Source organism: Robertmurraya dakarensis (genome assembly GCF_900156875.1).
GTDB lineage: Bacteria > Bacillota > Bacilli > Bacillales > Cytobacillaceae > Robertmurraya > Robertmurraya dakarensis.
On record NZ_LT707408.1, the window covers coordinates 1570689 to 1597451 of the forward strand.

22 protein-coding genes and 3 pseudogenes are annotated in these 26763 nt (G+C 38.6%); 22 read left to right on the top strand and 3 right to left on the bottom strand.

What is annotated here, in order from left to right; translation table 11 throughout:
• The 3 genes and pseudogenes from CZ487_RS08740 to CZ487_RS08750 all read left to right on the top strand — a co-directional run.
• Positions 1 to 1149 (top strand): annotated as a pseudogene (locus CZ487_RS08740) (glycosyltransferase family 4 protein); the annotation flags it as partial.
• 200 nt (positions 1150 to 1349) lie between these two features.
• A complete protein-coding gene (locus CZ487_RS08745; protein ID WP_077211728.1) occupies positions 1350 to 4748 on the top strand; it encodes a hypothetical protein in 3399 nt (1132 codons plus the stop codon).
• Positions 4749 to 4871: 123 nt separating this feature from the next.
• Positions 4872 to 5060 (top strand): histidine kinase, encoded by a 189-nt coding sequence (locus CZ487_RS08750; protein WP_237562822.1) that lies wholly within the window; start codon positions 4872 to 4874, stop codon positions 5058 to 5060.
• 77 nt (positions 5061 to 5137) lie between these two features.
• On the opposite strand, the gene CZ487_RS08755 is transcribed toward CZ487_RS08750, so the two are convergent.
• Positions 5138 to 6043 carry a LysR family transcriptional regulator gene (locus CZ487_RS08755; RefSeq protein WP_077211730.1) on the bottom strand — a complete coding sequence of 302 codons (906 nt, stop codon included), beginning with the start codon at positions 6041 to 6043 and terminating at the stop codon, positions 5138 to 5140.
• 271 nt (positions 6044 to 6314) lie between these two features.
• On the opposite strand from CZ487_RS08755, the gene CZ487_RS08760 reads away from it, so the two are divergent.
• From CZ487_RS08760 to CZ487_RS08830, 14 genes and pseudogenes are all read left to right on the top strand, one after another.
• Entirely contained in the window at positions 6315 to 7076 is a 762-nt protein-coding gene (locus tag CZ487_RS08760) for an SDR family NAD(P)-dependent oxidoreductase (RefSeq protein ID WP_077211731.1), read from the top strand.
• Between the two features lie 61 nt (positions 7077 to 7137).
• Positions 7138 to 8295, top strand: a complete 1158-nt coding sequence (locus CZ487_RS08765; protein ID WP_202617801.1) for a CaiB/BaiF CoA transferase family protein — start codon at positions 7138 to 7140, stop codon at positions 8293 to 8295.
• A 54-nt stretch (positions 8296 to 8349) separates the two neighbouring features.
• A pseudogene (locus tag CZ487_RS08770) lies at positions 8350 to 9143 on the top strand (3-hydroxyacyl-CoA dehydrogenase family protein); the annotation flags it as partial.
• A gap of 84 nt (positions 9144 to 9227) precedes the next feature.
• Positions 9228 to 9494 (top strand): 3-hydroxyacyl-CoA dehydrogenase family protein, encoded by a 267-nt coding sequence (locus tag CZ487_RS08780; RefSeq protein WP_077211734.1) that lies wholly within the window; start codon positions 9228 to 9230, stop codon positions 9492 to 9494.
• Positions 9495 to 9711: 217 nt separating this feature from the next.
• Positions 9712 to 10884, top strand: a complete 1173-nt coding sequence (locus CZ487_RS08785; RefSeq protein WP_077211735.1) for a 3-hydroxyacyl-CoA dehydrogenase — start codon at positions 9712 to 9714, stop codon at positions 10882 to 10884.
• Between the two features lie 331 nt (positions 10885 to 11215).
• On the top strand, positions 11216 to 12160 hold the full coding sequence (locus CZ487_RS08790; protein WP_077211736.1) for a phosphotriesterase family protein: 945 nt from the start codon (positions 11216 to 11218) through the stop codon (positions 12158 to 12160).
• A 223-nt stretch (positions 12161 to 12383) separates the two neighbouring features.
• Positions 12384 to 13328, top strand: a complete 945-nt coding sequence (locus tag CZ487_RS08795; RefSeq protein ID WP_077211737.1) for a phosphotriesterase family protein — start codon at positions 12384 to 12386, stop codon at positions 13326 to 13328.
• Between the two features lie 34 nt (positions 13329 to 13362).
• Complete coding sequence (locus CZ487_RS08800) at positions 13363 to 13998, top strand: histidine phosphatase family protein (protein ID WP_077211738.1); 636 nt, start codon at positions 13363 to 13365, stop codon at positions 13996 to 13998.
• 201 nt (positions 13999 to 14199) lie between these two features.
• The gene (locus CZ487_RS08805; RefSeq protein WP_077211739.1) at positions 14200 to 14832 is read left to right on the top strand and encodes a histidine phosphatase family protein; all 633 of its coding nucleotides are present in this window, start codon (positions 14200 to 14202) and stop codon (positions 14830 to 14832) included.
• Between the two features lie 213 nt (positions 14833 to 15045).
• Positions 15046 to 15804: an IclR family transcriptional regulator gene (locus CZ487_RS08810; RefSeq protein ID WP_077211740.1), complete on the top strand. Its 759-nt coding sequence runs from the start codon at positions 15046 to 15048 to the stop codon at positions 15802 to 15804.
• Positions 15805 to 16059: 255 nt separating this feature from the next.
• Complete coding sequence (locus CZ487_RS08815; RefSeq protein WP_077211741.1) at positions 16060 to 17109, top strand: zinc-dependent alcohol dehydrogenase; 1050 nt, start codon at positions 16060 to 16062, stop codon at positions 17107 to 17109.
• Between the two features lie 70 nt (positions 17110 to 17179).
• The gene (locus tag CZ487_RS08820; protein ID WP_084783160.1) at positions 17180 to 17941 is read left to right on the top strand and encodes an SDR family NAD(P)-dependent oxidoreductase; all 762 of its coding nucleotides are present in this window, start codon (positions 17180 to 17182) and stop codon (positions 17939 to 17941) included.
• Between the two features lie 50 nt (positions 17942 to 17991).
• Positions 17992 to 19425 (top strand): aldehyde dehydrogenase family protein, encoded by a 1434-nt coding sequence (locus CZ487_RS08825; protein WP_337189735.1) that lies wholly within the window; start codon positions 17992 to 17994, stop codon positions 19423 to 19425.
• Between the two features lie 95 nt (positions 19426 to 19520).
• Positions 19521 to 21272 (top strand): acetolactate synthase catalytic subunit, encoded by a 1752-nt coding sequence (locus CZ487_RS08830; protein ID WP_077211744.1) that lies wholly within the window; start codon positions 19521 to 19523, stop codon positions 21270 to 21272.
• A gap of 97 nt (positions 21273 to 21369) precedes the next feature.
• Here the strand turns inward: CZ487_RS08830 and CZ487_RS08835 are convergent, their stop codons facing one another.
• Together CZ487_RS08835 and CZ487_RS27950 are read right to left on the bottom strand one after the other, a co-directional pair.
• Positions 21370 to 22065, bottom strand: a complete 696-nt coding sequence (locus tag CZ487_RS08835) for a LysR family substrate-binding domain-containing protein (protein WP_161949606.1) — start codon at positions 22063 to 22065, stop codon at positions 21370 to 21372.
• 66 nt (positions 22066 to 22131) lie between these two features.
• Positions 22132 to 22278: pseudogene (locus CZ487_RS27950) on the bottom strand (LysR family transcriptional regulator); the annotation flags it as partial.
• Between the two features lie 265 nt (positions 22279 to 22543).
• On the opposite strand from CZ487_RS27950, the gene CZ487_RS08840 reads away from it, so the two are divergent.
• The 5 genes from CZ487_RS08840 (at position 22544) to CZ487_RS08860 (ending at position 26721) form a co-directional block, all read left to right on the top strand.
• A complete protein-coding gene (locus CZ487_RS08840; protein ID WP_077211746.1) occupies positions 22544 to 22993 on the top strand; it encodes a tripartite tricarboxylate transporter TctB family protein in 450 nt (149 codons plus the stop codon).
• A 34-nt stretch (positions 22994 to 23027) separates the two neighbouring features.
• Positions 23028 to 24572 carry a tripartite tricarboxylate transporter permease gene (locus CZ487_RS08845; protein WP_077211747.1) on the top strand — a complete coding sequence of 515 codons (1545 nt, stop codon included), beginning with the start codon at positions 23028 to 23030 and terminating at the stop codon, positions 24570 to 24572.
• Positions 24573 to 24649: 77 nt separating this feature from the next.
• Positions 24650 to 25099 carry a MaoC family dehydratase N-terminal domain-containing protein gene (locus CZ487_RS08850; RefSeq protein ID WP_077211913.1) on the top strand — a complete coding sequence of 150 codons (450 nt, stop codon included), beginning with the start codon at positions 24650 to 24652 and terminating at the stop codon, positions 25097 to 25099.
• The gene (locus tag CZ487_RS08855) at positions 25096 to 25500 is read left to right on the top strand and encodes a MaoC/PaaZ C-terminal domain-containing protein (protein WP_077211748.1); all 405 of its coding nucleotides are present in this window, start codon (positions 25096 to 25098) and stop codon (positions 25498 to 25500) included. Before CZ487_RS08850 ends, CZ487_RS08855 begins: the two co-directional genes overlap by 4 nt.
• 45 nt (positions 25501 to 25545) lie before the next feature.
• Positions 25546 to 26721, top strand: coding sequence for a thiolase family protein (locus tag CZ487_RS08860; protein WP_077211749.1), 1176 nt, complete (start codon positions 25546 to 25548; stop codon positions 26719 to 26721).
• The last annotated feature ends 42 nt before the right edge of the window (positions 26722 to 26763 follow it).

The following is a 26763-nucleotide window of genomic DNA, read 5'->3' on the forward strand; positions in this document are numbered from 1 at the left end:
ATGAAGGTTTTAATGATATGTACAGAGAAACTGCCCGTACCGCCAGTGCTGGGGGGGGCAATTCAAACCTATATTTCTGGTGTACTTCCATATGTAGGTAAGTCCCATCAAATTACCGTATTAGGAATCAGCGATCCATCACTGCCAGATCAAGAAGTCATAGAAGGGGTTAACTATGTACGTATTCCTGGAAAAATTTTTGAAATCTATCGAGATGGTGTCTCCCGGTATGTTGCTTCGAATCAATTTGATCTTATCCACATATTTAATCGTCCTCTACTAGTTCTGCCTGTTCGAAATGCCGCACCTCGGTCAAGAATCACGCTTAGCATGCACAATGATATGTTTAATCCAGAAAAGATTCCCCCTGAGGAAGCGAAGGCAGCATTGAATGAGGTTACCAACATTGTAACCGTTAGCAATTATGTTGGCGATGTCATTAGAGGACTTTATCCTCAGGAATCAGCCGGTAAACTGACGACGATCTATTCTGGAGTGGACTCGGGCCGGTTCTTACCTGGCAATGATCCTAAAATGCAGAAAATCCGCAATCAAATTCGAAAGGAACATGGTTTGGAGAACAAGACAGTAATCTTGTTCGCTGGCAGAGTCTCACAAAACAAAGGAGTCGACCGTTTAGTACGAGCTATACCAGCTCTTTCAAAAAAGCATAAAGATCTCGCTTTGGTGATAGTTGGAAGCAATTGGTTTAGTCAGGATATTGTAACGGACTACGTTGCTTATGTGAGGGCATTGGCAAAAAAACTAGATATACCCGTTGTTACAACCGGATTTGTTGAACCAAATAATATCCAAAATTGGTTTGCGGCTGCTGATTTGTTTGTCTGTACTTCAATCTGGCAAGAACCTCTAGCCAGAGTTCATTACGAAGCAATGGCAGCAGGGCTTCCAATCGTTACAACAGCAAGGGGGGGGAATCCGGAAGTGATCGAAGCAGGCGGGAATGGCCTGGTTGTTGAAAATCCGGAAGATCCAAATTGCTTTGAAGAAAAGGTTGCAGCAATACTATCGGACAAAAATCAGATGAAAAAAATGGGTGAAAGAGGAAGATCTCTTGCTGTTACTAAATATAATTGGGAAAGAGTGGGGAATGAAGTTCTCCGTGTATGGGGAAGAAGAGCAAGCACCAGATAGTTATTAGGCACAAGCAAATCGCTTAAGAGGAGTTTAAATCAAATACGTCTCTAATTTAGAGGCGTATTTCTTATGAATGAGTCTAAATTACCAAATTTAAGAAAAATCTTCCTGTTAATATTGAAAATTTGTTCAAATAGTGTAAAATTACACCTAAATTAGATGAACATTCCAATATAAGGGGTGCTTTTAACTTGGACTCATTAACGAGGGAAGAAAGAAAATCCATTGTGGAAAATGAGCTTTACTTGCTCAGAGAGGGGAACTATATCTCCTTCAAAACGTATGAGCATGTCGTAAAAGCCCATGAGAAATTCTATCGTGACCAACATGCAAAAGAAGATAAATTCATCAATAGCACGATTATTGAGGAGCCGGAGATCATTAAACCTGTAGCACAGAAAAAAGTTAAGGAGCCAAAAAAACGATCGCCTGAACAAATAAGGGAAAGAAATATTACGTGGCTTTTGAACCTAGGAGTAATCCTCTTGCTGTTTGGCGGATTGTTTGTAGCAACAAGTAATTGGGTAATTATGACAAATTGGATGAAGGCAGGTTCAATTGCTCTAATCTCTTTGTTATTTTATGGAATGGCTGTTGTATCAGGGCGATTATTACGGATTGAAAAAACAGCTTTTGCTTTTACCATACTCGGAAGTTTGTTTTTGCCGATCTTTCTTTTGTCAATTGGCTGGTTTCAATTACTGGGTACGTATTTTTCGGTTTTTGGAGAAGGCCGTTACTTATTCGGTGTTTTTAGCAGCATAGTCGTTTTGCCGGTCTATATCTATTTGGCTAGAAGACAATCATCCCGGTTATTTGTATGGTTTTCTTATTTATCACTTACGCTATGTATAGGGTTTTTATTGGCATCTTTCCAAGCAGGAATCGACTTTTTTTACCTTGGAATGATGGTCTATAACTCATTATTAATTGTTGCCTTTCGTCGATTAAAAGAAAAGCAGAGTTTTCAGTTATTTTCGAAAGAATTTCATGTATTTGTGCAATGTAATTTAATACTGGCAACATTATTGATGCTGATTTTCTTTGAGTCGCATATTTATTTCGGTTTTAATTTACTATTAACAGCTGCTATATACTTATCCATGGTGTATGTGACGGGTAAAAAGGAGTTCCACTTCGTTTTTACTGCCATGGTCGTATACGGAGTTTATCAATTAGTAGAATTTTCGGTGCTGGATAACCTTGGTCCGATCCTTTATGCTTCAATTGCTTTTATGTTCTTACTGTTTCCAAAATATCTTGATGACCAATATCCTTGGAAGAAAATCTTTACAGCAACTAGTGGCGTTATATCAGGATTAGCTTTTCTTTATATCAGCTTGGAGGGGTTGATTTTAAAACTGGGGGATCCTTCCATTGTCCTGTTACTAGCCTATTTTATTATTGCTGGTAACTTCCTTTATTTAAGCAATACAACAAAAAGACTGTTGTTCATTTACCTAACTCCAATCTTTCTTTCTGCAGGACTTTTTGAAGGAGTTCTCCTGCTGGATAAATGGCTGATTATCAAGTCAGCGATTCTCTTGGTTTTTATGATCGGATTTCTTTTATTTGTATTTGGAGCTGTCAAGAAATGGCCAGCGTTTTATGTTATCCGAAAAAGCTCAAGGGATATAGGCTGGGTATATATGCTGCTTACGTCTATGTCAGCAATTGTGATCTTGGCATGGTGGGAGCTTGGCATTATGCTGCTTCTGATTGGTGTCTGTGCCATGATCACCTTGAAAGTGGAGGATCGAGAACTACTCAAACTAGCCGGTCAATGGATTTTTCCTGTAGCGGTTGGCTTTGCATTTGCAGCATTCGGAGAAGAAGTCCGAAGAGTTTCTTACTTCTATGAATATGAATTGGGAATTCCCGTTCATTTCATTTTCGGGAGCGTTGTCCTGTTAGTGGGAATGTTACAAGTAAAAGACTCTGCTATCAAACGAAATAGTCTATATGTTTCGCAAGTTTTTTATAGTATTGGACTATTTTATTCTTTTGTTTTCCCAATCAATGATGAAGTCGTGAGACCTTTGATTGCATCTGGAGCAATAGTGATGTATGCGAAGCTCTATCACTATACAAAAATGAAATGGGTGCCTTACCTGATCAGCAGTGCAGCTTTGATTGCCTATTTTACTCTATTGTACTCCATCCATTTACTAGTTCGTGACGTACAATATTTTGAGCTGTTCCAGTGGATTTTGGCTGCAGTATTGCTGCTTGCAAGTGCACTTTATTTTCAAAAAAGGGATCGAAAGATGTTTACTGCTTTTGCCATAACAGGACATGCTTACATGCCGTTTTCTCTGCTGTTTACGTTGGTGCTGAATGGTGAGGAATCTGCCTGGACATTTCTTGTTGGGATCTTGGTTTATGCTTTCAGCACAAATGCAGCGACATCAGAATGGAAAAAGAAGCTTTTTCTTTATAGTACCTTTACTACTGTATTTTTGGCGTTTGCCACGGGGTTCCATTTGCTGAAGTTCACTGACGGAGAATATCCGTATTTATTCACAAGTCTAGCCATTGCCGTTTTTTGGTTCTTGGTGAATGAAGATTATAAAAAACGAACGGCCTTTTACTTCGTTCCATTCTCACTCGTTGGCGTGATCGCGTTCTTAACGGTATATCCTTATGGAACCATTTCATTTATGTTGACGATTCTTTATTGTATTGGTGTCATGATATTCATTCATAGGGCGAAATGGGACATAATCGCGGTTGTTCCGATATTGTTTATGTACTTTGGATGTTTGCAATTTATGATTTATCATGAGCTAGGTGTGTTGCTAGAACATCTCCTGCTAGCAGGATTTGGATTGTCACTTTTAATAACTGGAAAAGTGGTTTATAAACAGCTATATGGAGAAGATCATAGTTTTATAAAGAGATATCTTGATTTTTACAGTATTTCTTCGGTTATCTTTTTTATTACCATGTATGCTTTGGAGCAGCCTGTTCTTTGGATGAAACTTCTTCCTGGCTTGTTTATTGTCCTGGTTTTCTGGCTGCAAAGAAAGAGAGTTCATGATTCTTCCCGTTGGATCCCGACCTTTTTGGCAGGAGGGTATTTACTTCAGCCGTATTACACATTATTAGAAGAAGTTAGTATTCCATCACTGCTTGAAACAGAAATGCTTGTCCTTCCGTTTGTAGCGCTCGGAATTTATCTTCGCTTTTGCTTAAAGGGGAAATATGGATGGATAACCAGCCGGCTGCAGTGGGCGATCCTTACAATTGTATCGATCATGCTCGTAATGGATGGTTTAGAGAGTTCGACAGTTTATGATGCAATCATTCTTGGGACGCTTTCATTGGTATCGATCCTTGCTGGTGTATTTTTCAAAATAAAAGCTTATTTCTTTATTGGATCAGGGGTATTGTTACTGAATGTATTACTGCAAACCCGGCCATTTTGGGGTAATCTCCCTTGGTGGGCTTACCTGCTCATTGCTGGATCTCTTTTAATCATCGTTGCCAGCTATAATGAGTATCATAAATTGAAAGTCGGTAAAGGAGAAGTAACATTATTAGGGAAGGTAAGAAGTAAAATTATTGCTGCGCTTAAAAAGTGGAATTAATTAGAACTGGTTAGAAAATGATAAGAACTTGTCTGAAAGCCGACTCTAGGCTTTCTTTTTTTGTATAATAAACTATAAAGCATTGCATAAGTAAGTTTAATGAGCAGAGAGGATGTTCCTACATTGAAAACAAAGAGGTTTATGTTTGTCATTCCGATCACGATCATTGTTTTAGTTGTCGCGATTTGGATGCTAAACGGGGGTTATTCAGAAATAGAGCCTAGTATTAGGCTTATGATTGCAATAGGGGCAGCTATTTTTTCAGGTGTGATTTCGTATTTTCTTTTTCCGGAGAATGAAGGGAAGAGATAAAGCAGACTGTATTAGTTTAATGGTAATCAAGCAGTAGCGAAAGACTGTCGAGGGTTCTCAGCAGTCTTTTTTCTTCATTAGCTCCTTTTAAAATTAGTTTTGAAAAATTGTAAAAAGTGCTTCGCTTCAGCAGGCAAATGCTTATTCTTCGACCAGGCCGATGTATAAAATAGATTCTCCAGCCTTTGTTCAACTAAAGGAATTAACAGAATTTCACCGCTTAAAACAAGAGGATCAGACTTTAAAGACAAATCCGGGAATATCGTGATGGCGACCCCTTTTCCAACTGCTTTTTTGATTAGTTCCATATTATTAGAAATAAAGAGTATATTGATAGAACCATACTTTTTCTTGAGATCGTCAAATAAAGATTTCAATGAATCACTTTGATAAATAACAATAGACTGGTTCTTCAAATCTATAGGAGTAACAAACTTTTTCCCTGCTAAAGTAGAGTTTTGTTGAACAGCAACACACATATTGCCATCTGCTAATATATCAAAATCAAGCTCGTCTTCGTTATTCTTCATGGTAGTATCAGCTATCGCGGTAAAACCCATGTCCACGTTTTTTTCTTTCACTTCCTTAACAACCGCCCATGATCCTCTTTCTGTTATTTCGATATTGATATCAGGATGAACCTGCTTATAACGAAGCAAGAGTTCAGATGTGATGGAAAATAAGCTTGGACAGATGGCGAGCTTCAACTCTTTTCTTTTATTTAAGGCTTGAATACTCGCTTCTTCTTTTAATAATTGTATCTTCAAAATGACATCTTGAGCTCTTTCAACAATCCTTGTTCCTTCCTTCGTAAGAAAGACTCCAGTTCGCGTTCTATCAAAGATCTTAATCTGCAATTCTTCTTCTAAACTATTAATCGCCTGGCTGATGGCCGGACGTGAAACAAAGAGATTTTGTGCAGCAAGGGACATCGAATTTGTTTTAGCGACCTCAATGATATAGTGCAACTGCTCAATGTTCATTATTTACCCCCGAATTCTATGGTTCGTAAGTAAGACGGAATTACATTAAAGAAACTTTTACTTACCTCCCCGTAACTGATACTTATTTTACAGGATTATAGAGTAAATATACAATATTATTTAAATTATTAAAAAATTTAGAAATTTAGTAACTTATCTTGAGTAGAATTGCTTCTTAAATGTATTTTGTAAGCGTTTTATTTCCGGGGACATAAGAAATATTGGATAAGATGATTAAACTGTCATTTTAAAAATCTAGGAGGGTTACATAATGGAAAATGTTCTTGATTTAACGGGGAAAGTCGCACTAATCACTGGGGGAAGCAGAGGTTTAGGTGCGCAAATGGCAAGAGATTATGCAAAGAACGGAGCAGATGTAGTCGTTGTCAGCCGAAATAAAGAAGCATGTGAAGAAGTCGCACATGAAGTAACTCAAATGAACCGAAGAGCGATTGCCCTCTCAGCTGATGTCACCAAGATGAGGGATATTCAATCCATGCTGAAAACAACAATAGATGAGTTCGGCAAGCTGGATATTTTAGTTAATAATGCAGGGGCCAATGCAACAAATCCTGTATTAGAAGCAACTGAGGAGGAATGGGACTTCATCTACAATATTAATCTGAAAGCTTTATATTTTTGCAGCCAGCAAGCTGCCAAGGTGATGATTCCTCAAAAAAGCGGAAAGATCATCAATATTTCTTCGATTGGGGGATCTCGTGCCTACCGGAATATTGCTGCTTATGGAGCTAGTAAGGCAGCGGTTATGCACTTGACTAGAACTTTCTCGAATGAATGGGCGCGCTACAATATTTTGGTGAATTCCATTGCACCAGGCCTAATCGCAACTGACATTAACAAAGATGATCTTGCTGATCCAAAAGTTTTAGACCGGATGCTGAAAATGATTCCGTTAAGAAGACTTGGGCAGCCATCAGATATTTCAGCAATGGCACTTTTCTTAGCTTCAGATGTTTCCAATTATATTACGGGTCAAACATTTATTGTAGACGGCGGAAAATCCGTCGAATAAACAGTACGAATTTCACTGCCTGTAAATCAACGATAAAACTTTTAAAACGGAGGAAATGATTATGCCTTTAAGTTCGTTACGTATTTTAGATTTAAGCCGTCTTTTACCTGGTCCATATTGTTCGATGTTTTTTTCAGATTTCGGTGCAGAAGTTATTAAAATCGAAGAACCAAATCTAGGTGACTATGTTAGATGGAATGATACAAAAGTTGGGGAGAACAGTGCTGTATTCCATTCTCTTAATCGGAATAAAAAGAGTGTCACCCTAAATCTGAAGACCGAAAAAGGCAAGGAAGTATTTAGGAAATTAGTAGAGACTTCAGATATTGTACTAGAATCATTTCGTCCTGGGGTAATGGATCGACTAGGACTGGGCTATGAAGATTTGAAAAAAATAAACCCTGGAATCATTTATTGTGCCATTACAGGGTACGGTCAAGATGGTCCATATTCGCAAATGCCAGGACATGATATCAACTACCAGAGCTATGCCGGTTTACTAGGTTTGCAAGGTCATATCGAGGGGCCTCCAGTACTTTCAGCTATCCAAATTGCCGATATTGGAGGCGGTTCACAAATGGCCACGATTGGCATTCTCATTGCGCTTCAGGCAAGGAATCTAACAGGGGAAGGGCAGTTTGTGGATATTGCGATGAGAGACGGAGTCATGTCTTGGATGCAATCCATGTACCCAGATTATTTTGTTAATAATAAGGTACTAGAAAAAGGGAAATTAAGATTGGGCGGTGGAAAAGCTTGTTATTACGCTTATGAAACAGCTGACGGACGCTATTTATCGGTTGGAGCATTGGAAGAGAAGTTTTGGAAGGTGTTCTGCACAGAAATTGAGGCTAAGCATCTAATCGAAAAATTAAATGCTCCTTTTGAAGTGCAGATGCAGATGAAAGCTGAGATTGCGGCCATCATTAAGAAGAAAACGCTAGAAGAATGGAATGCTATTTTTGAAGGAAAAGATGCTTGTGTTTCACCAATCTTAAATATTGATGAGGTTGTTCAGGATCCGCAGGTAAAGGCTCGTAATATGGTCATTGAAAAAGATGGTGAAAAGTATCTTGGATTTCCTATCAAGCTATCAAAGACGCCTGGTGAAGTTAAAAAAAGTGCTCCTAATCTAGGAGAAGATAATCAAGATATTTTGACAGAGCTAGGCTATTCCGCGGAGGAAATTGAAGCATGGAAGAAAGATGGGATACTGTAAGTTGTAAGCTTTCATAGAATAGGAGTGATAGATTAATTTTTCTAGGAGGTCCTTATGAAGATTGATGATATCAATACAATAACCGTGGTAGGCGCTGGCGATATGGGGCATGGTATTGCAGAATGTGCGCTGCTTGCGGGATACAAGGTGATCTTAACTGATATAAATCGAGATCAATTGCAGCGGGGAATAGAAAAGATTCACGCCAGTTTAGAGAAGTTGGAGAAGCAGGGGAAAATCAGCCAGGAAAAAATTGCATCGAGCCGGAACAATTTGCTATCCACGTTAGATCTCAAGGAAGCTGCAACACACGCTCAATTTGTTTATGAAGCGGTCCCAGAAGTGTTGTCGATTAAACAGAATTTGTTTAAGCAATTGGATGAGTGGACTTCTAAGGATACAATCCTTGCGACCAATACGTCCAATATGGTGATTACGGATGTAGCGAAGTTTGCGCACTATAAGGATCGGATTGTCGGGACTCATTTTTTTAACCATGTTGTTATTATGGAAGTTGTTGAAGTCATTAAGGGTCGGTATACGTCTGAAGAAACGATGCAAGGTGCCTGCGATATGTGCGTCAAAATGAGTAAGGTTCCTATCCGAATCGAGAAAGAGAGTCCTAGTTTCATTGTCAATCGAGTGAATGGGGTGCTTCGTGTTTTCTTAGGTGCGGTGGTAGACAAGGGGATGGCCGAGCCGGAAGAAATCGATGCCATGATGAGATATCACGGAAAACCAATCGGCCACTTTGAACTGTCAGATTATGCGGCTTAGATGTCGTCTATGATTCCCTTCAATACCGTAAGAAGGCGCTTCACCCTGAATACGAACCGTATCGAAGTCTTGTTGAAAAAGTACAGTTAAAGCAATTAGGCAAGAAGACAGGAAAGGGCTTTTATGATTGGTCAAATGGCCGGCCGGTTGTTGATGTGAATAAAAGGACAACGGCAATCACAATCGATGACATTGAGTTTGTGAAATTTAATGAAGCGGCAAAATTGGTAGAAGAGGGAGTATCTAATGTTAAGGACATTAATCTAGCCATGACGTTAGCAAACGGTGAACCGGAAGGGCCATTTCAAGTTGCGCAGCGATATGAGCTTAACGAGGTCATTAACCGGCTCGAGTATCTCTCAGAAAAGCTTGGCAAAGAAATCCTAAGACCAACTAGCTTATTGTTGGAGGAGAGTTCTTAAAAACAAATAATTTCTATTATATTTACTGTTTCATTAATAAAATAGATTACTATCCTGTATTTTTTTGGTTATGTTCATCAAGATCATTGTTACTCTGTAGGTTGTATTTTCCTTTCAAGGTCAAATTATACCGAGAATTTAACAAAGATCTTCATGACATAGCCTTATTTTTCAAGAAGAAGTTAAGATTTATGACTGCAATTCGAGGAGGGTTACTATGAGAGTTGGAAATATTAAGGACGTTGCTGTTATTGGAGCAGGGGACATGGGTCATGGTATTGCTGAGACAGCGCTGCTTGGGGGGCTTAACGTTTACTTAACGGATACCACCGAGGAGAATTTGCAAAGGGGCGTCGCGAATATTGAGAAGAGTCTAGTAAGGATGTTATCAGGTGGGAAAATTAGTGATGAAACAGTTGCAATGGCTAAGAAAAACCTGCATCCTACTTTAGATTTCGAAGAAGCTGTTACGAAAGCACAATTTGTGTTTGAGGCGGTCCCTGAGGTGTTGGAAATAAAACAGAAGTTATTTCAAAAGCTGGAGGAATTAACTTCTAAAGAAACAATTCTTGCGACAAATACATCTAGCATGCTTATTTCTCAGATTTCACAATTTTTACATCACAAAGAGAGAGTGGTAGGGCTTCATTTTTTCAATCCAGTCGTGGTCATTCCATTAGTAGAAGTCATCAAAGGAAAAGATACAAGCAGTGAAGTGATGCAAACGGCTTACGATTTATGTGTAAAAATGCATAAAACGCCTGTCAGAGTCGAAAAGGACAGTCCTAGCTTCATTATTAACAGGGTAAACGGACCTTCCCGCATCTACCTCGGTGCAGTAGTTGATAAGGGTGTTGCACAACCGGAAGAAATTGATGCGCTTATCCGTTATCATGGAAAACCAATTGGTAATTTTGAACTTTGTGATCATATTGGATTGGATGTTATCCATGATGCTTCCGAATATCGCAAAGGAGTACTTCACCCAGACTATGAGCCATATGAAAAGCTGAAAGAGAAAGTCCGTTTAAAAGAGTATGGTAAGAAAACAGGAAAAGGGTTTTACGATTGGTCAAACGGACGGCCAACCATCGATCTTAGTAAACGTACAGATAAAGTGAAAATCGAGGATATGGACTTTATTAAATTCAACGAAGCTGTAAAGCTATTAGAAGAAGGGGTATCGAACGTACACGACATTGATCTGGCCTTTAGACTAACAGGAGATGAGAAGGGTCCTTTTGAAGCTGTTCAGAATTTTGAGTTGAAAGAGATCGTTCAGCGTCTAGAATTCTTGTCAGATCGATATGGAAAAGAGATCTTAAAGCCAGCGAAAATGTTGTCTGAATATTATGATGATGAACAATGGTTAGTGGGAATTGGAAAGTAATGAGGTAAGCATTCAAATTTAGGTATCTGAATCAGGCGAAGGACGGTCAAATTTTCCCTGTCACTTTTGACCTGAGAAGGACGTCGGGCCTACTATAAGGCCTTCCTGCTTTTAACAATCAACATATTATAATCCCGGTCAAATTAAAGATGTAATGATAAGAAATCGGTGGTTATGTCCCTGATGGTATAAAGAAGCATCAAGGGAATGTTCTAAACAGGACGAAAAGTGGATAAGCATATATAGGATAAAACAAAAGACTACTGACATAAAGTAAATTCATATAAAAAACAACGTGGTTAGTTCTAAACTAAAAATAGGAGGTAAGATTATGGCTGCAATCAATTCGGTTACAGGACAAATTCAAAGTTCAGAGCTGGGGTATACGTTAATACATGAGCATCTCCGTGTTCGTTCAGAGTCAGTGGCTGTGCAGTTTCCACATCTCTTTGATGAGGAATACGAATACGGGCAGGCTGTTAAGCAGATTAATGCTGTGATGGAGCGTGGTGTAAAGACGATTTGTGACCCAACTGTTATGGAAGCGGGAAGAGATATTCGTTTTATGGAAAAGGTGGCGCTTGAAACGGGGATTCAGATCATAGCAGCAACGGGAATTTATACGTATCATTATGTAGCCCCGCATTTTCAATACCGGGACATTGATTATATGGCAGACGTATTTGTGAGGGACATTGAGGTTGGCGTGCAAGGCACCTCAATTAAAGCGGGTTTCCTAAAATGTGCAACAGATGCACAGGGGATTACTCCAGATGTTGAAAAGGTGATTCGAGCAGTTGCACGTGCTCATCATAAAACAGGAGTTCCGATCATGACGCATTCACATCCCGCGAGTGGTACAGGGCTGCAGCAGCTGGACATTCTTCAAGATGAAGGAGTAGATCCAAAACATATTTTGATAGGACATTGCGGTGATACTGATAATCTTGAATATCTTTTAAAAGTACTAGATAGAGGTGCTTTTATCGGAATGGACCGGTACGGTGCCAGTAAAGTAATGGGAGCAGAAAAGAGAAATGCTGCAGTCATTGAGCTAGCAAAAAGAGGATATGCCGAGCAAATGTTTCTATCTCAAGATTATTGCTGTACAATTGATTGGTTTGATCAGGAGTTCATTAAAAAACACCTCCCTAAATGGTCCATGACCTATGTAATCGATGAAATTATTCCAGAATTAAAAAAGGATGGAGTAACAGAAAAACAAATTGAGACTATGATGGTCGAAAATCCTAAAAGATGGTTAATAGGCAGATAGATTAATAGAGGATATTGGCAATAAAGGAATAGAGTGATATTTTAACTGCTTTGGCAGTTTCTTTTTTAATTTATTATTATTTAAAAATTAAGTATTTTCAGATATTTAATTTTGTACTATGATTAATATTAGATAGGACATTTTATAAGGATGATTTACATAATTTTCTGTCTAATAGTTAAATAGTTTGTAAAAACCTAACCTTGAAAGGAGCCGATCAGTAATGACTGAAATTAATACCGTAACCGGCAAGATCGATAGTTCGGAGCTTGGATGTACTTTAATTCATGAACATCTTCGTTCACGTTCAGAAGAGGTGGCTGTGCAATTTCCACGGCTTTATGATGAAGAATTTGAAACAAGTGAAGCTATTTCCCAATTAAATGAGGTTAAGGCTAGAGGAGTTAATACCGTTTGCGACCCTACCGTAATGGGGTTAGGGCGAGATGTTCTGTTTATGGAAAGAATTTCGCGTGAGACGGGTGTTCAGGTGATCGCAGCGACTGGAATTTATACTTATCATTATATTGCCCCTCATTTTCAAAATCGTGATATCGATTATATGGCAGATCAATTTGTTCAAGATATCGAGGTTGGTGTACAGAATACATCCATTAAAGCTGGTTTTCTAAAATGTGCAACCGATCGTCAAGGAATGCAGAAGGATGTGGAAAAGGTGATTCGCGGAGTGGCAAGAGCCCACTTGCGCACGGGCGTACCCATTATGACACATTCTCATCCTGCAAGCGGAACCGGTCTGATGCAGTTGGATATTTTAGAGGAAGAAGGAGTTAATCTGGAAAACGTCTTGATAGGACATTGCGGTGATACAACTGATATTGAATATATTCTAAGGGTTCTTGACAGAGGTGCCTATATTGGAATGGACCGATATGGAATTAAGACGCGGCTTTCCACTGAAGACAGAAATGCTACTGTTATTGAATTAGTCAGAAGGGGTTACGCAGATCGGATGTTCCTTTCGCAGGATAGCTGCTGTACGATCGACTGGTTCCCGCCAGAGGTTAAAAAAGCGTCAAATCCAGATTGGACGATGACATTTGTAGTTGATGAAGTCATCCCTCAATTGAAGAGAGCTGGTGTATCAGACGAGCATATCCATACAATGATGTATGAGAATGTTCAGCGCTGGTTTGCAGGGAAATAACGTCAAGAAAAGATAATAATTGGAGTGTGGAATTTTGACTATATATCTAGTACGTCATGGGGAAGCTTGGCATAATGTTGATTCGTCTGTTATGAAAGAGGCCCATGATTCACAGCACAATTTAACGGAAATCGGTCAGGAGCAAGCGAAAGAGACAGCACAGTTCTTAAAAAATAAACTAAATGAGAACACTGTTTTTTACAGCTCTCCTTACAAGCGTGCCTTGCAAACGGCTCAGGCGATACGTGAAGCATTGCCGCATGAGGTTCCGCTCTATGAAAATCCACTTCTAAGGGAGTGGGAGTTAGGAAATCTTTATGATGTAAATGATCGTCCGCCAGAGGTAAAAAAAGAATATAAAGCCGCAGGACGTTTTTATTTTCGTTTTCGAAATGGTGAGTCGTTGGCGGATGTATATTTGAGGGGCAATGTTTTTGCAAATGCTGTTCTACAACGAATACTAAATCAGCAGCGTTATGAGGATATTGTTATTGTTTCTCATGCTGGGTTTATGCACCTATTCATGACTGTTTTAATGCAGCTGCCGGAACAGCAGGTTGAGAACTTTACGCTGCTGGAATCGATTGAGAATGCTTCTGTTCTTCAATTACATGAGAAAGACGATGGTACTTATGGGTATCAGAAGATCTTTGTTCCGTCTATTAAATAGATTTTTTTTAAAAAAAGATTTCCCTATCCTGCTGATAGGGATTATTTATTAATTTGATAATTCTGACTATTAATACCTTTCACTTTACCCATGATAATAATCTTGGTAAAGTAAAGTATAGATTGTTATTTTTATATAGGCTCTCTTACATTTCATCGAAGGGCCCTTCAATATAAAAAGCCAACTTAAGGGGTGGAATATTTGACTATTTATCTTATTCGTCATGGAGAATCAGAACATAATGTGGATTATACGTTAATGGAACATATTCACGATTCAGCACATAATTTAACTGAGTTAGGGCATAAGCAAGCAAAGGCAGCAGCTGAATTTCTAAAATCCAAGGTAAGTGACAAAACGGTTTTGTATAGTTCCCCATACAACCGCACAATGCAAACAGCAGAGGCGATACGTTCTGTACTGCCAGAGAATGTTCCGTTTTATCAAAATCCACTGCTGCGCGAGTGGGAACTGGGGAATCTTCTTAATATTAATAATCGAACTCCAGAATTGAAAAGAGAATATAAAGCAGCTGGTAAATTTTATTACCGCTATCCTAACGGTGAATCGATGGCAGATGTCTATCTGCGCGCGGCGATGTTTTATAGTACGGCTCTTCAGCGAATTGAGCAACAACAGCGTTATGAGGATGTCTTGCTTGTTACTCATTCTGCTTTTATTCATGCGTTTTTAACCTTTATTATGCAATATCCTATCGATAATGAAAATAAACAAAAACCATTTGAAAATGCATGTGTGATTGCCATTAATGAAATTGATGGCGACTATCAGCATGATAAGATTTTTGTACCGAAAGTGAATGTGACGAATTGATGGATTGCTATACTGGTAAATCTGCAGGGTGAAACCATTGGGTTCACCCTGCAATTTTTAGTATTAGGTAGATCATATATATCCCATGGGTTTTAGGAGTAATGTAGAAAGATACATACTTTTATTCTTTTCACATCATCAATAAAATAGATAGAATAATAGTTATACTTGAAGATTGTGTAGCTTATAGGAAAAGGAGGGATTAACAACGTAGTGAGCGATAAATCAGTTATCCAGTCAGTGCAGAAAGCTGCTATCATCTTAAAGCTTTTTAATAAAAAAGAGCCCATGTTAACTCTTCAAGAAATTCATCAAAAAACAGGTTTTACGAAAACTACTGCAATGAGATTTTGTACTACACTTACAAGTATTGGATTTTTGGAAAAAGTTTATATCGGGCAAGCCCCTTATTATCGTTTAGGGATTGAGCTGTTTACGATTGGAAGTACGGTAATTAACACAATTGATCTACCCGAGAGGGCAAGGAAGTATTTACAGGAGATATCCAACACTCTTGAGGATAATTCATACCTATTTATTGTTCGTAATAATAAGGCGTATTGTATTGATGCTGTCAAGGGAAGTTACTATATTCAAGATGCTACGACAAATATTGGGGATGTGTTACCGCTTAATATTGGAGGAGGTCCTCTTGCAATTCTGGCTTATATACACATGGATGATCAAAATCAAATTATTGATTCCTTTAATTTGAATGATGAAGAAAGGAAGGAATTAAAAGAAAGGTTAGAAAATATTCGTACAGCAGGATATTCATTTAGCAGCAATGAGACTAACCTTAATACATCAGCAATCGGAGTTCCAATCTTTAATCATGAAGGTAAAGTGGTTGGATCACTCAGCGTAGGGGGTATTGAAATAAGATTTAATAAAGATCGGGTGCCCAAAATAATCGAAGTCATAAGAGAAGCAGGGTATAAGTTTTCAAGAGAACTTGGGTGGCAGGGTTGAATAGATACTACAAGTACAGCACTTTAGAATTCAGACAAAGTGCTGTTTTATTTTGTATTAACGCCGAATAGTATTTTTAATAGAGTATAAGTTATGTATTATTTTCTGAAAATTCATATAGTTTAATTGACAGTTGTATAATAATGATTGTATGATTTTTATATAACGTATTACGTAATTGCATTCCGGATTACGGAACATAAATCAAGGGTTTTTCTGAGTTCTAGTAATGGTATTGAAAGGGAGTGAAATTTAGTGGAGAGTATACTTCTCGAAAATATTGAAGGCAAAACAAAAGCAGTGTTGAGAGATATCAAAATACCTAAAATTGAAGAAGGTCAGGTATTAGTAAGGGTAAGGCGTGCTGGAATTTGTGGGACGGATTTAAAATTGTACACTGGGAATTATCCCGTCGATGAACATGTACTACCGTTTGTTCTAGGTCATGAATTTATGGGTGAAGTTATTGAGGTTGGAGACAAGGTAACAAAAGCTGCTATCGGAGACCGTATCGTCGCCACTCCAGGATATGGGGGCTGCGAACAATGCCGGTACTGTGAACGGGGGCAATTAAAACTTTGTAAAAACAGAAAGCGGATGGGATTTAATTGTGATGGTGTATTTTCTGAATACGTGAAATTGAATGAAGATCAAATTTTTCTTCTTCCAGATAGTATTTCAGATGATGCCGCAGCTATGATTGAACCACTATCAGTAGCAGTCAGCGGTGTTTATAAAGCTGACATAAAGCCGACAGATACAATCCTTGTAACTGGTCCAGGAGCAATCGGTCTACTTACCTCCCTCGTAGCTAAACAGTTTGGGGCAACAGTGATTGTATGCGGAACAACTGCCGATACGGACCGTTTGAAGATTGCTGAGCAAATGGGTGTCGATATCACTGCTCTTTCTAGTGACTTACCGGACCTGCTTCAACGTGAAAAAATAACAATCGACATTGTTTTAGAGTGTTCCGGAAATGCTAATGCGGTTAATCTTGGTATAAATGTATTGCGTCCAAATGGACAATTCGTTCAAATCGGAACGGCTTCAAAGCCTGTAACTGTTTCTTTTATGAACATAGCTTATAAAGAGCTAAGAGTAACAGGAAGTATTGGGGCGTTAAAAGAGGATTGGGATATTGCCATAAATTTAATGGAAAAGGTTCAATCTAAAGCACTTTTAATCATAAAAAAACATCTGCCTTTTAAAGATTTTGATAAAGGGTTTGAAGAATGTCTCCAAAATGGCGGACCGAAAATTTTGCTATCTCCAACATCAACTTTAGGAGCCCATAAAAAATGAATTACCAACAAAGTTTTCGGAATAATCTAAATATAATCCCTTCACCAAAACTTAAAAATAGGAGGTTATTATGAACTTACATAATTCAGTTAGCTGGATTACAGGTGCTGCAGGTGGAATTGGCCAAGCAACATGTCACCAATTAGCAAATGCAGGTAGTCATCTTGTAATCACGGATCTAGATTTTGAAAAAGTTAATGATCTAGCATCTGTACTTAAAGAAAAGGGAGTAGAGGTATTACCGCTGCAACTCGATGTATCCGATCAATCTGCAGTTGAACAAGCAGGGAAACAGATTAGAGAAAAGTTTGGCAGGTTAGACATCCTTGTAAATGGTGCAGGGATTTCTCCAAAAGGACCAAATGGCAGAGTTCCAATCGAACAATTATCTAGTGATGAGTGGCTAAAGGTATTAAATATTAATTTAAATGGCGCATTTTATTGCAGCCAAGTAGCCGCCAGGATGATGAAGGAAGCTGGCAAAGGACATATCGTAAATATTGCATCACAAGCTGGCCGGACATTTAGTTCGATAACGGCGGCACATTATTCAGTGAGCAAAGCGGGCATCATTGCATTGACACGACAACTTGCTGGGGAGCTAGGTGAACATGGGATTTATGCAAATGCAGTTGCACCCGGAAGAATTGACACGCCGATGATTCGGGACGTAGCAAAAGAAGTAAACGAGCGAGTGATCGCGAAAACACCATTAGGGCGGCTGGGTACCCCTGAAGAGGTAGCGAAAACAATTTTATTCCTTGCATCAGATTATTCAAGCTTTATTACTGGAACAGTAGTTGATGTAAATGGCGGTACATTTATAGCGTAATCACGAAAATTTCATGACTTTATATTTTTTCTAGGAGGTGGATTTTTTTGATTAATAATAGAGTTAAGAAAAAACTGCTTATTGATGGTAATTGGATTGAAACAGAAGAATATACAAATCTTATTTCACCATACTCGGGAAAAGTCATTGCAGAAATTCCTATCGCTTCATCGGAGGATGTCAACATGGCTGTTAAGGCAGCAGAACAGGCCAAAGAAATAATGGCAAAGATGCCTGCCCATCAGCGTGCTGGAATTTTAGAAAAGTTGGTTGTGTTATTAACAGAAAAGGCAGAACAAGCAGCAGAGATTATTGCTCTTGAAGCAGCTAAGCCTATCACTACCGCGCGAGTTGAAGTTAGCCGAACTATTCAAACTTACAAGTTTGCAGCCGAAGAAGCAAAACGGATAAATGGCGAGACTGTTCCATTGGATGCTGCCCCAGGTGGAGAGGGTAGAGTTGCTTTTACACTCCGTGAACCTCTTGGGATAATTGGTGCTATTACCCCATTTAACTTTCCTATGAATCTTGTAGCACATAAAATTGGTCCTGCGATTGCAACAGGCAATACGATTGTGCTAAAACCAGCGTCGCAAACACCATTGTCAGCTTTCTTTATCGGAGAATTGCTGTTAGAAGCAGGATTGCCTGATGGTGCATTAAACATTGTGACTGGCAGTGGCAGTGTGGTAGGAGAAAGAATTACCTTAGATGAACGTATAAATTTGATTACTTTTACTGGAAGTCCACCTGTAGGGATTGGTATTCGAAATAAGGCGGGGTTGAAACGAGTTACACTTGAACTAGGCTCTAACTCTGCTGTCATTGTTGACAATGGGATAGATATTAATAAAATGATCGGGCGGTGTGTAAGCGGAGCCTTCTCATATCAAGGTCAAGTATGTATATCCCTACAGCGTATCTATGTACATGAAAATTTGTATGATTCCTTTATTGAAAAATTCCTCCATGAAACAAAGAAACTAAAACTAGGTGATCCGCTTGATCCTTCAACGGATGTATCAGCCTTAATTAATACTAGGGAAACTGACCGTGTATTAGCTTGGATAGAGGAAGCTCAGAACGGTGGAGCAAAAATTGCGGTTGGCGGCTCGGTGGATGGGCGCGTTCTACAACCAACAGTGCTTGTCGATGTTAATCCATCCCTCAAAGTTTCATGCCAAGAGGTTTTTGCACCTATTGTAACCATTGAAAAATTTACTACTATGGAGCAGGCTATTAATATGGTTAACGATTCACGGTTCGGTCTCCAAGCAGGTATTTATACAAATGATATTCACACTGCGCTTAATGCTGCTGAGAAACTTCATGTAGGTGGTGTGCTAATCAACGATATCCCGACATTCCGTGTTGATAACATGCCATATGGCGGCGTTAAAGAAAGCGGTATGGGCCGTGAAGGAATTAAATATGCGGTTGAAGAAATGACAGAGTTAAAGTTAATTATCTTTAATCGAAATTAAGTTTACTAGTTTTTAGAGGGGTTTCCTAATTAATTTGCTTTATAAAAAGATGATTTAGAGTTTAACTATATTAATAGGAAAGAGGAGATCGAATAATGAGTAATGTTACTGAAACAAATTCTGCGATAAATGAAGCAGTGAATGAGAATTTAGAAGCAACTAATGCTCAAAGAATTGCCATGGCTCTTAAGAGAAATGGTGTGAAGGTTATTTTTGGGCAAAGCAACCCTCATACGATTATGTTAGCAGCTATGGACCTTGGTATTAGGCAAGTTGGATTTAGACAGGAAAATTCCGGTTCCTATATGGCACAAGGTTATGGAATGTGTGCTGGCACAGTACCTGTGGTAGCAGCACAAAATGGGCCTGCGGCAACATTGTTAGTACCGGGGTTAGCTGAGTGTTTAAAAGCTTCTCATCCAGTAGTCGCGCTTGTTGATGAAATCGCAAGGACAAATGAGGAAAGAAATGCATTTCAAGAAATGGATCAAGTTCAGTTATTTTCTGGTGTTGCTAAATGGGTTAAAAAGATCCCGTCTGAGGATAGAATTGAAGATTATGTTGATATGGCATTTACAGCTGCAGCAAGCGGTAGACCGGGACCTGCTGTATTGCTTTGTCCTAAAGATTTAACATTTGATACAAAAAAATATCCAATTAAATCGGATAGAGCAGCCAGTCTTGGGGAATATCCATTGGATAGAACGGTTGCCGATCCCGTGAAAATTGAAGAAGCTGCAAAACTATTAGCCAATGCAAAGCGTCCGCTTATTTATGCAGGGGGAGGAGTAATCTCATCAGGTGCAAGCAATGAACTACGCCAAATTCAAGAGGAATGTTCAATTCCTGTCGCTACAACGACAATGGGCAAAGGGTCCGTCGGAGAGGATCACCCATTAACACTTGGGCCGATCGGGTATTACATGGGGAACAGAGGAGCAACTAAATTCTTAAAACCAATGGTTCAGGATGCGGATGTTATTCTATTAGTTGGAAATCGGACAAATCAGAATGGTACTGACTCTTGGACCTTGCTGCCAAAAGATGCAGCCTATATTCATATCGATATTGATTCAATGGAAATAGGGAGAAACTATGAGGCATTAAGATTGGCAGGCGATGCCAAACTAACTTTAGCAGCTTTAAAAAATTCTCTCTTAAGAAATGATTTGCAAAAACGTATAGAAAATCGTCCAATTATTGAAGAAATTATTGCAAAAGCAAGAGTTTCTCATCTGGAGGAAGCTGTAAATGTTAAGACTTCAAACGAGTCACCAGTTAAGATTGAAAGATTTCTAGCTGAACTTGATAAGCAGTTAGTAGAGGATCATATTATAGTCGCTGATGCAAGCTTTTCATCCATCTGGCTTTCAAATTATATTAAAGCAAAGGGCAATCGGAAATTTATTTTCCCAAGAGGAATAGCTGGGCTTGGATGGGGGCTGCCTATGGCAATGGGGGCAAAAATTGCTAAACCAGGGAACAAAGTCTTTTGTCTTGCTGGCGATGGAGGATTTGGCCATGTGTGGAGCGAGCTGGAGACATGTAAGAGAGAAGGAATAAATGTTGTGATCGCCGTAATAAATAATGAAATTTTAGCTTATCAAAAGTTAGCTGAAGAAGCTCAGTGGGGAAGAAGCACAAACGCTACTGATTTAACGGCTGTAAATCATGCAAAAGTAGCGGAAGCATGTGGGGTTAAAGGAATCAGAGTTGAATCACCACAGGAAATTGAATCAGCTTTAAAAGAAGCCTTTGCAGCAGATGGGCCTGTTGTAATAGATTTAGTTACAGACCCTCGATGCATACCGCCGCTTCCGTTCATGAGCGTCCTCGAAAATGTTTAAGAAAGTATATGTCTGTTCGGTGGCGTAAGAGAGTTCGGAATTTAACAATAACAAGGGTGAGAAAAGGATGATTCCATTTAAATGGAGCATCCTTTTTTTATGGGAGATTGTTTTTATCTAGATATTCCTTGGCGAAGGATAGAAAATTATGAACAGATGGTGATTTTTCATCTTTCCTCCAAGCTAAGGCAGTCTTAAGTTCTGTAATAGGTCTCAACTCTCTAAACACGATCTTTGGATTGGGGTGTTGTTGCATGGTTAACTTTGAGACAATAGAAACTCCCATGCCTGAAGCGACACAAGATATAATCGTAGGTAATCCTAGTACCTCCTGTACAATTTTTGGAGAAAAACTAGACTGATTACATATGTACTGAATATGGTCAAAAAACAATGAGGTCCGAGAAGATACAACAAAAGGTTCATCTTCTAGTTCTTTAACTTTAAGTGGAGTCGTATCTCCTGCGAGTGAATGTGTCAATGGCAAAATAACGCCATTAGGCGAAATGCTGATAGTTTGAAAGTGTATTAATTTATTTTCAAAAGGCGGCAGTACTCCAATATGAATTCTTCCTTCTTGTAAATCTTCAATGATATCAACTGACAATGATTGCTTAAATATAATTTCAACGTCAGGGAACTTTTCTCGAAATAAAAGTAAAATTCTCATTAACACAACGTTTACCCCGCTTGCATAGCTAATTAAGATAGTTCCACGTCTTCCTTCTGCTGCTTTAAGGGAATCTTTGCATGCTTTATCAATCCTATTTAAAATCTTATATGAATGATCCAAAAAAACCTTTCCTGCATCGGTTAACTGTACGGTTTGTTTAGTACGAAAAAAAAGTTCGGTTCCTATTTCATCCTCTAACTGTTTTATTTGCCTGCTTAGCGGAGGCTGAGAAATATTTAAACGAGAAGCTGCCCTGCCAAAATTTAATTCCTCAGCGACGGCAACAAAGTATTTTAAATGACGTAGTTCTATAGTTAATGCCCCCTTTATAATAGTGTTTTTCTATTATGTTAAGACTTTAAAGGTATTAAAATATGTATATTTTGATATTAGACTATTTTCTCTTAATATTCTAGTATATATAATATATTAAGAATTTTTAATAAATTCAGAAAATGAAAGCCCTATCATTTCCGTTATTTATTTGAATTATCTAATCCAGTGGTAATGGAGGTGATATAAAATAGCTTATTGTTATTTACCATTTACAACTTATCAGATAATTAAGCTGATAAATATGAATAATAGGAGGGTGTTAATGGAGAAAAGTAACTTTGTTGTTAAGGAAGTTTATGTTTATGGATTTATAACTATTTTGAGTGTGCTAATGATTTTCTTGATTATTCCTACGGGAATTCAAAGTGGACAACCGAGATTATTTCCTTACATCTATTCGGTTGCTTTGTTGCTTGTCGGTGTAATTAGCCTTATTAGGATCTTCGTAAAAAAACAATCTGAACAATATCAATTCAATAAAAAAGTTTCCAAATTTGTGGGTTATAGCATACTCATTTATTTCGTTTATTCCTTATCAATTCAATATATTGGATTTTTTGTAATGTCTATCCTATTTATCCTAGTTTTAATGCGATCTTTGGGTGAGGGATGGAAAATCGCCATTCTTTTAAGCGTTATATTGCCGAGTTGTATCTATTTACTATTTACGAAGGTACTTGCATTATATTTTCCGGCAGGCGTATTATTTTAAATTTACTATAAAAAAAAGAGGTGGTGTTTTCTAGATGTTCTCTCAAATATTTGACGGTTTCGTTACCATGTTTACTCCTTTAACGATTCTACTAACCACAGCAGGTGTCATCGCAGGAACATTGTTAGGTGCAATACCTGGATTAACAGCAACTATGGGTATTGCGTTAATATTACCAGTAACTTTCTATCTCGATCCTATTGCAGGAATTGTCATGCTTACCGCCATGTACAAAGGCGGGTTGTTTGGGGGAAGTGTGAGTGCAATAATGTTTAATGCTCCCGGTACTCCCGCTGCTGCTGCAACGGCAATGGATGGGTATAGCTTAAAGAGAAAAGGGTATCCAAGAAAAGCCATTAGAACAGCTTTAGTTGCTTCTACAATTGGTGACATGATGGCGAATTTAGTACTGATATTTAGTGCTGCGGCTATTGCATCTTTGGCTTTAAAATTTGGTCCAGCGGAATATACTTCCCTTGTCTTATTTGCCTTAATATTAATTATTACTGTATCAGGCGGATCAATGGCGAAAGGGATCATATCAGTAATTATTGGGCTGATGATTGCAACGATTGGAGCAGATCCTGAAACGGCAATTCCACGGTTGAATTTTGGATTTCTTGAACTGTCTGGCGGCATTAGCATTATTGCTTTAGTTATTGGTTTGTTGGCTGTTTCTGAGGTTTTTACAACGATCGAACAATATTTTACATCAAGGCATAATAAATCAAATTCAACTGATTTAGAAGATGATTCAAGTGGTTCTGATGTTCCAAAGGGCAATGATAATATAACGTTAAAAGAAATATCTGGAATGAAAAGAACTCTATTTCGTTCTTCAGCGATTGGAACAGCCATTGGTGCACTCCCAGGGTTAGGTCCTGTCACAGCTAGCTTTGTTAGTTACACCCAAGCGAGGAAAAAAGCTAAGAATCCGGAGAACTTTGGAAAGGGTGAACAGGAAGGTATTGCTGCAGCTGAAGGAGCAAATAGTGCTGTTGCAAGTGCTAATCTTATTCCACTTCTATCACTAGGGATTCCAGGAGATGCAGAGGCCGCACTGATTTTTGGTGCTTTAATTATGCATGGGATCATCCCTGGTCCGCAAATTCTTGAACATAATGGGTCAATTGTCTATGGAATCATGGCTGGTATGTTAATGGCATCCATTATTTGCTTTATTCTCAACTGGTACGGAAGTACTATTTATCGGAAAATTTCATTTATCAGACCTACGGTTTTAGCGCCTATTATCCTTGTATTATGTGTTGCAGGTACATATGGATATAGCCAGGCAGCATTTGATATTGTTTTAGTCTTTGTATTTGGAATTATGGGCTACTTATTAAATAAAGTGAAAATTCCCCTTGTTGGAATTATTATCGGATTTGTTCTAGGACCTAAATTAGAGGAATCCGTTCGCCAGGTATTATCTTTGTCAGGCGGGAATATTACGATGCTTTTTACGAAACCAATCTCACTTCTATTTTTAGCAATATCATTTTTCCTTATCATAAACGCTATTCGTAAAAGCTTAAAGTCTGATAACAAAAATGATTTAGATTTACCAGTATCGTAAAATGATTTAATTCTATCATCAAATGAGTTTTTAAAGAGAACATTGCTTGAAGCAGAAGGGTAGAAAGGATGAAGGAAATGTTCCGAGAGAAAATAGGACAGCGATCAGCCAAAGTTAAGAATACAGTTGAAAAAGGCTGGGTAAAAAAATTTGCAGAAGCTATAGGGGATCCGTCCCCAAATTATTTTGACGAAGAAGCAGCGCTAGCATCACCACACAAAAAAAATATTGCACCTGTCACCTTTCCGGTTACTTTTGATTACGGCGCAATACCGAATTTAGGAATGCCAACAAAAGGTTTAATTCATGGCGAACAAAAATATCATTATAGACGCCCGCTTTACGTGGGAGAAACCGTTTATTGTTATGTGCAAGTGAAAAATTATTTCGAAAAAAAGGGGAACTTTGGGAATATGGGATTTCTCATATTATCAAGATGTGTGGAAGATGAACAAGGTGAGCTTGTTTGTGAAACAGAACAGGTTCTCATTATCAGCGAAGCTGTTAAGAAGGAGATGTCAAAGTGAAACAGTTAGTTGAACTACAAATAGGTGAAACTCTTAATGAAATCCAAATTGGTCCTGTCTCACGTTTAGACTTGATTAAATATGCAGGAGCTTCGGGGGATTACAATCCTATCCATACCATTGATGATGAAGCTGAAAAAGCAGGACTTCCTGGTATCATTGCTCATGGAATGTGGACGATGGGGAATTTAGCTAAAATATTATCCGAATATTTAGTCAATGGATTCATTAAAGATTATTCTGTAAGGTTTCAAGGCATGATCTTTTTAGGTGATGTCATTACATTAAAAGCAACATTAGTAGAAAAACAAGAAAATACACTGACATTTAATGTTACAGCAGTTAAACAAGATGAAAAACTTGCTGTTAAAGGTCGATTGGCTTTTCAACTTCTGTCGTAAATATACGAGGAAAACTAAATCAAACTATTAAGGAGTGAAGAGAAAATGAATAGAGATGCTGTAATCGTATCAGCTGTTAGAACGGCAATTGCAAGACAAGGTGGAGCGCTTGCTTCAGTACCAGCTCATGTTTTTGGGGCTGAGGTAATTAAAGAGGCAATGAAACGTGCCAATATTACTGCTGACATGGTTGAAGATGTCATCATGGGAAATGTATTGAGCGGAGGAGGAAATATCGCAAGGCTGACTGCTTTGCAAACAGGCCTTTCTACAGATATTCCGGGTTTGACGATTGACCGTCAATGTGGATCAGGGATCAATGCAGTTGTTTTAGCTGCACAGGCTATCCGTTCTGGGGCCGGAGACATTTATATTGCTGGTGGTGTGGAAAGTATGAGTAGGGCTCCTTATTTAATGGATCGCGCGGAAAAAGCTTTCAGCCCTGCGCTTCCAAAGTTTAGAAAGTCCCAGTTGTCACCGAAAGAAATCGGTGATCCGCCAATGGGAATAACTGCCGAGAATCTGGTGAAAAAATACGATATTAGCCGACAGGAACAGGATGAATTCGCACTAAGAAGCCAGCAAAGAATGGCACAAGCAATGGAAGAAGGGCGCTTTGATGACCAAATCGTACCAATTCAAATCCCTGTGAAAAAGGGTGAGCCAATTGAATTTAAGGTAGATGAGCATCCTCGTCCGAAAACGACAATTGAAGCATTAACGAAGCTTCCTCCAGCATTTCTCGAAGGCGGGACCGTTACTGCAGGAAGCAGTTCTGGTTTAAATGACGCCGCATCAGCACTTGTCATCATGTCAAGGGAAAAAGCAGAGCAATTAGGATTAACACCATTAGCTATCATCCGCGAATCTGCAGTAGCTGGAGTAGATCCTAATATTATGGGCATCGGACCTGTTCCAGCTACAAGAAAGGTGTTGGAGAAATCTGGTCTATCATTAGATGAAATTGACATTATTGAGTTGAATGAAGCATTTGCATCACAAGTGATTGCCTGTGACCGCGAGCTTAAAATGGACCCAGAAAAGCTTAACGTCAACGGCGGTGCGATTGCCCACGGTCATCCGCTCGGTGCGACTGGAGCGATTCTGTTTACGAAAGCTGTCCATGAATTAAAAAGAAGAAATGGAAGATATGCGCTAATAACAGCTTGTATTGGCGGAGGACAGGGAATCGCGGCCATTATTGAACGGGTATCTGAATAATAATATTATTTAAAAAATGATTAGAAGGCTCAAGGTAGTATG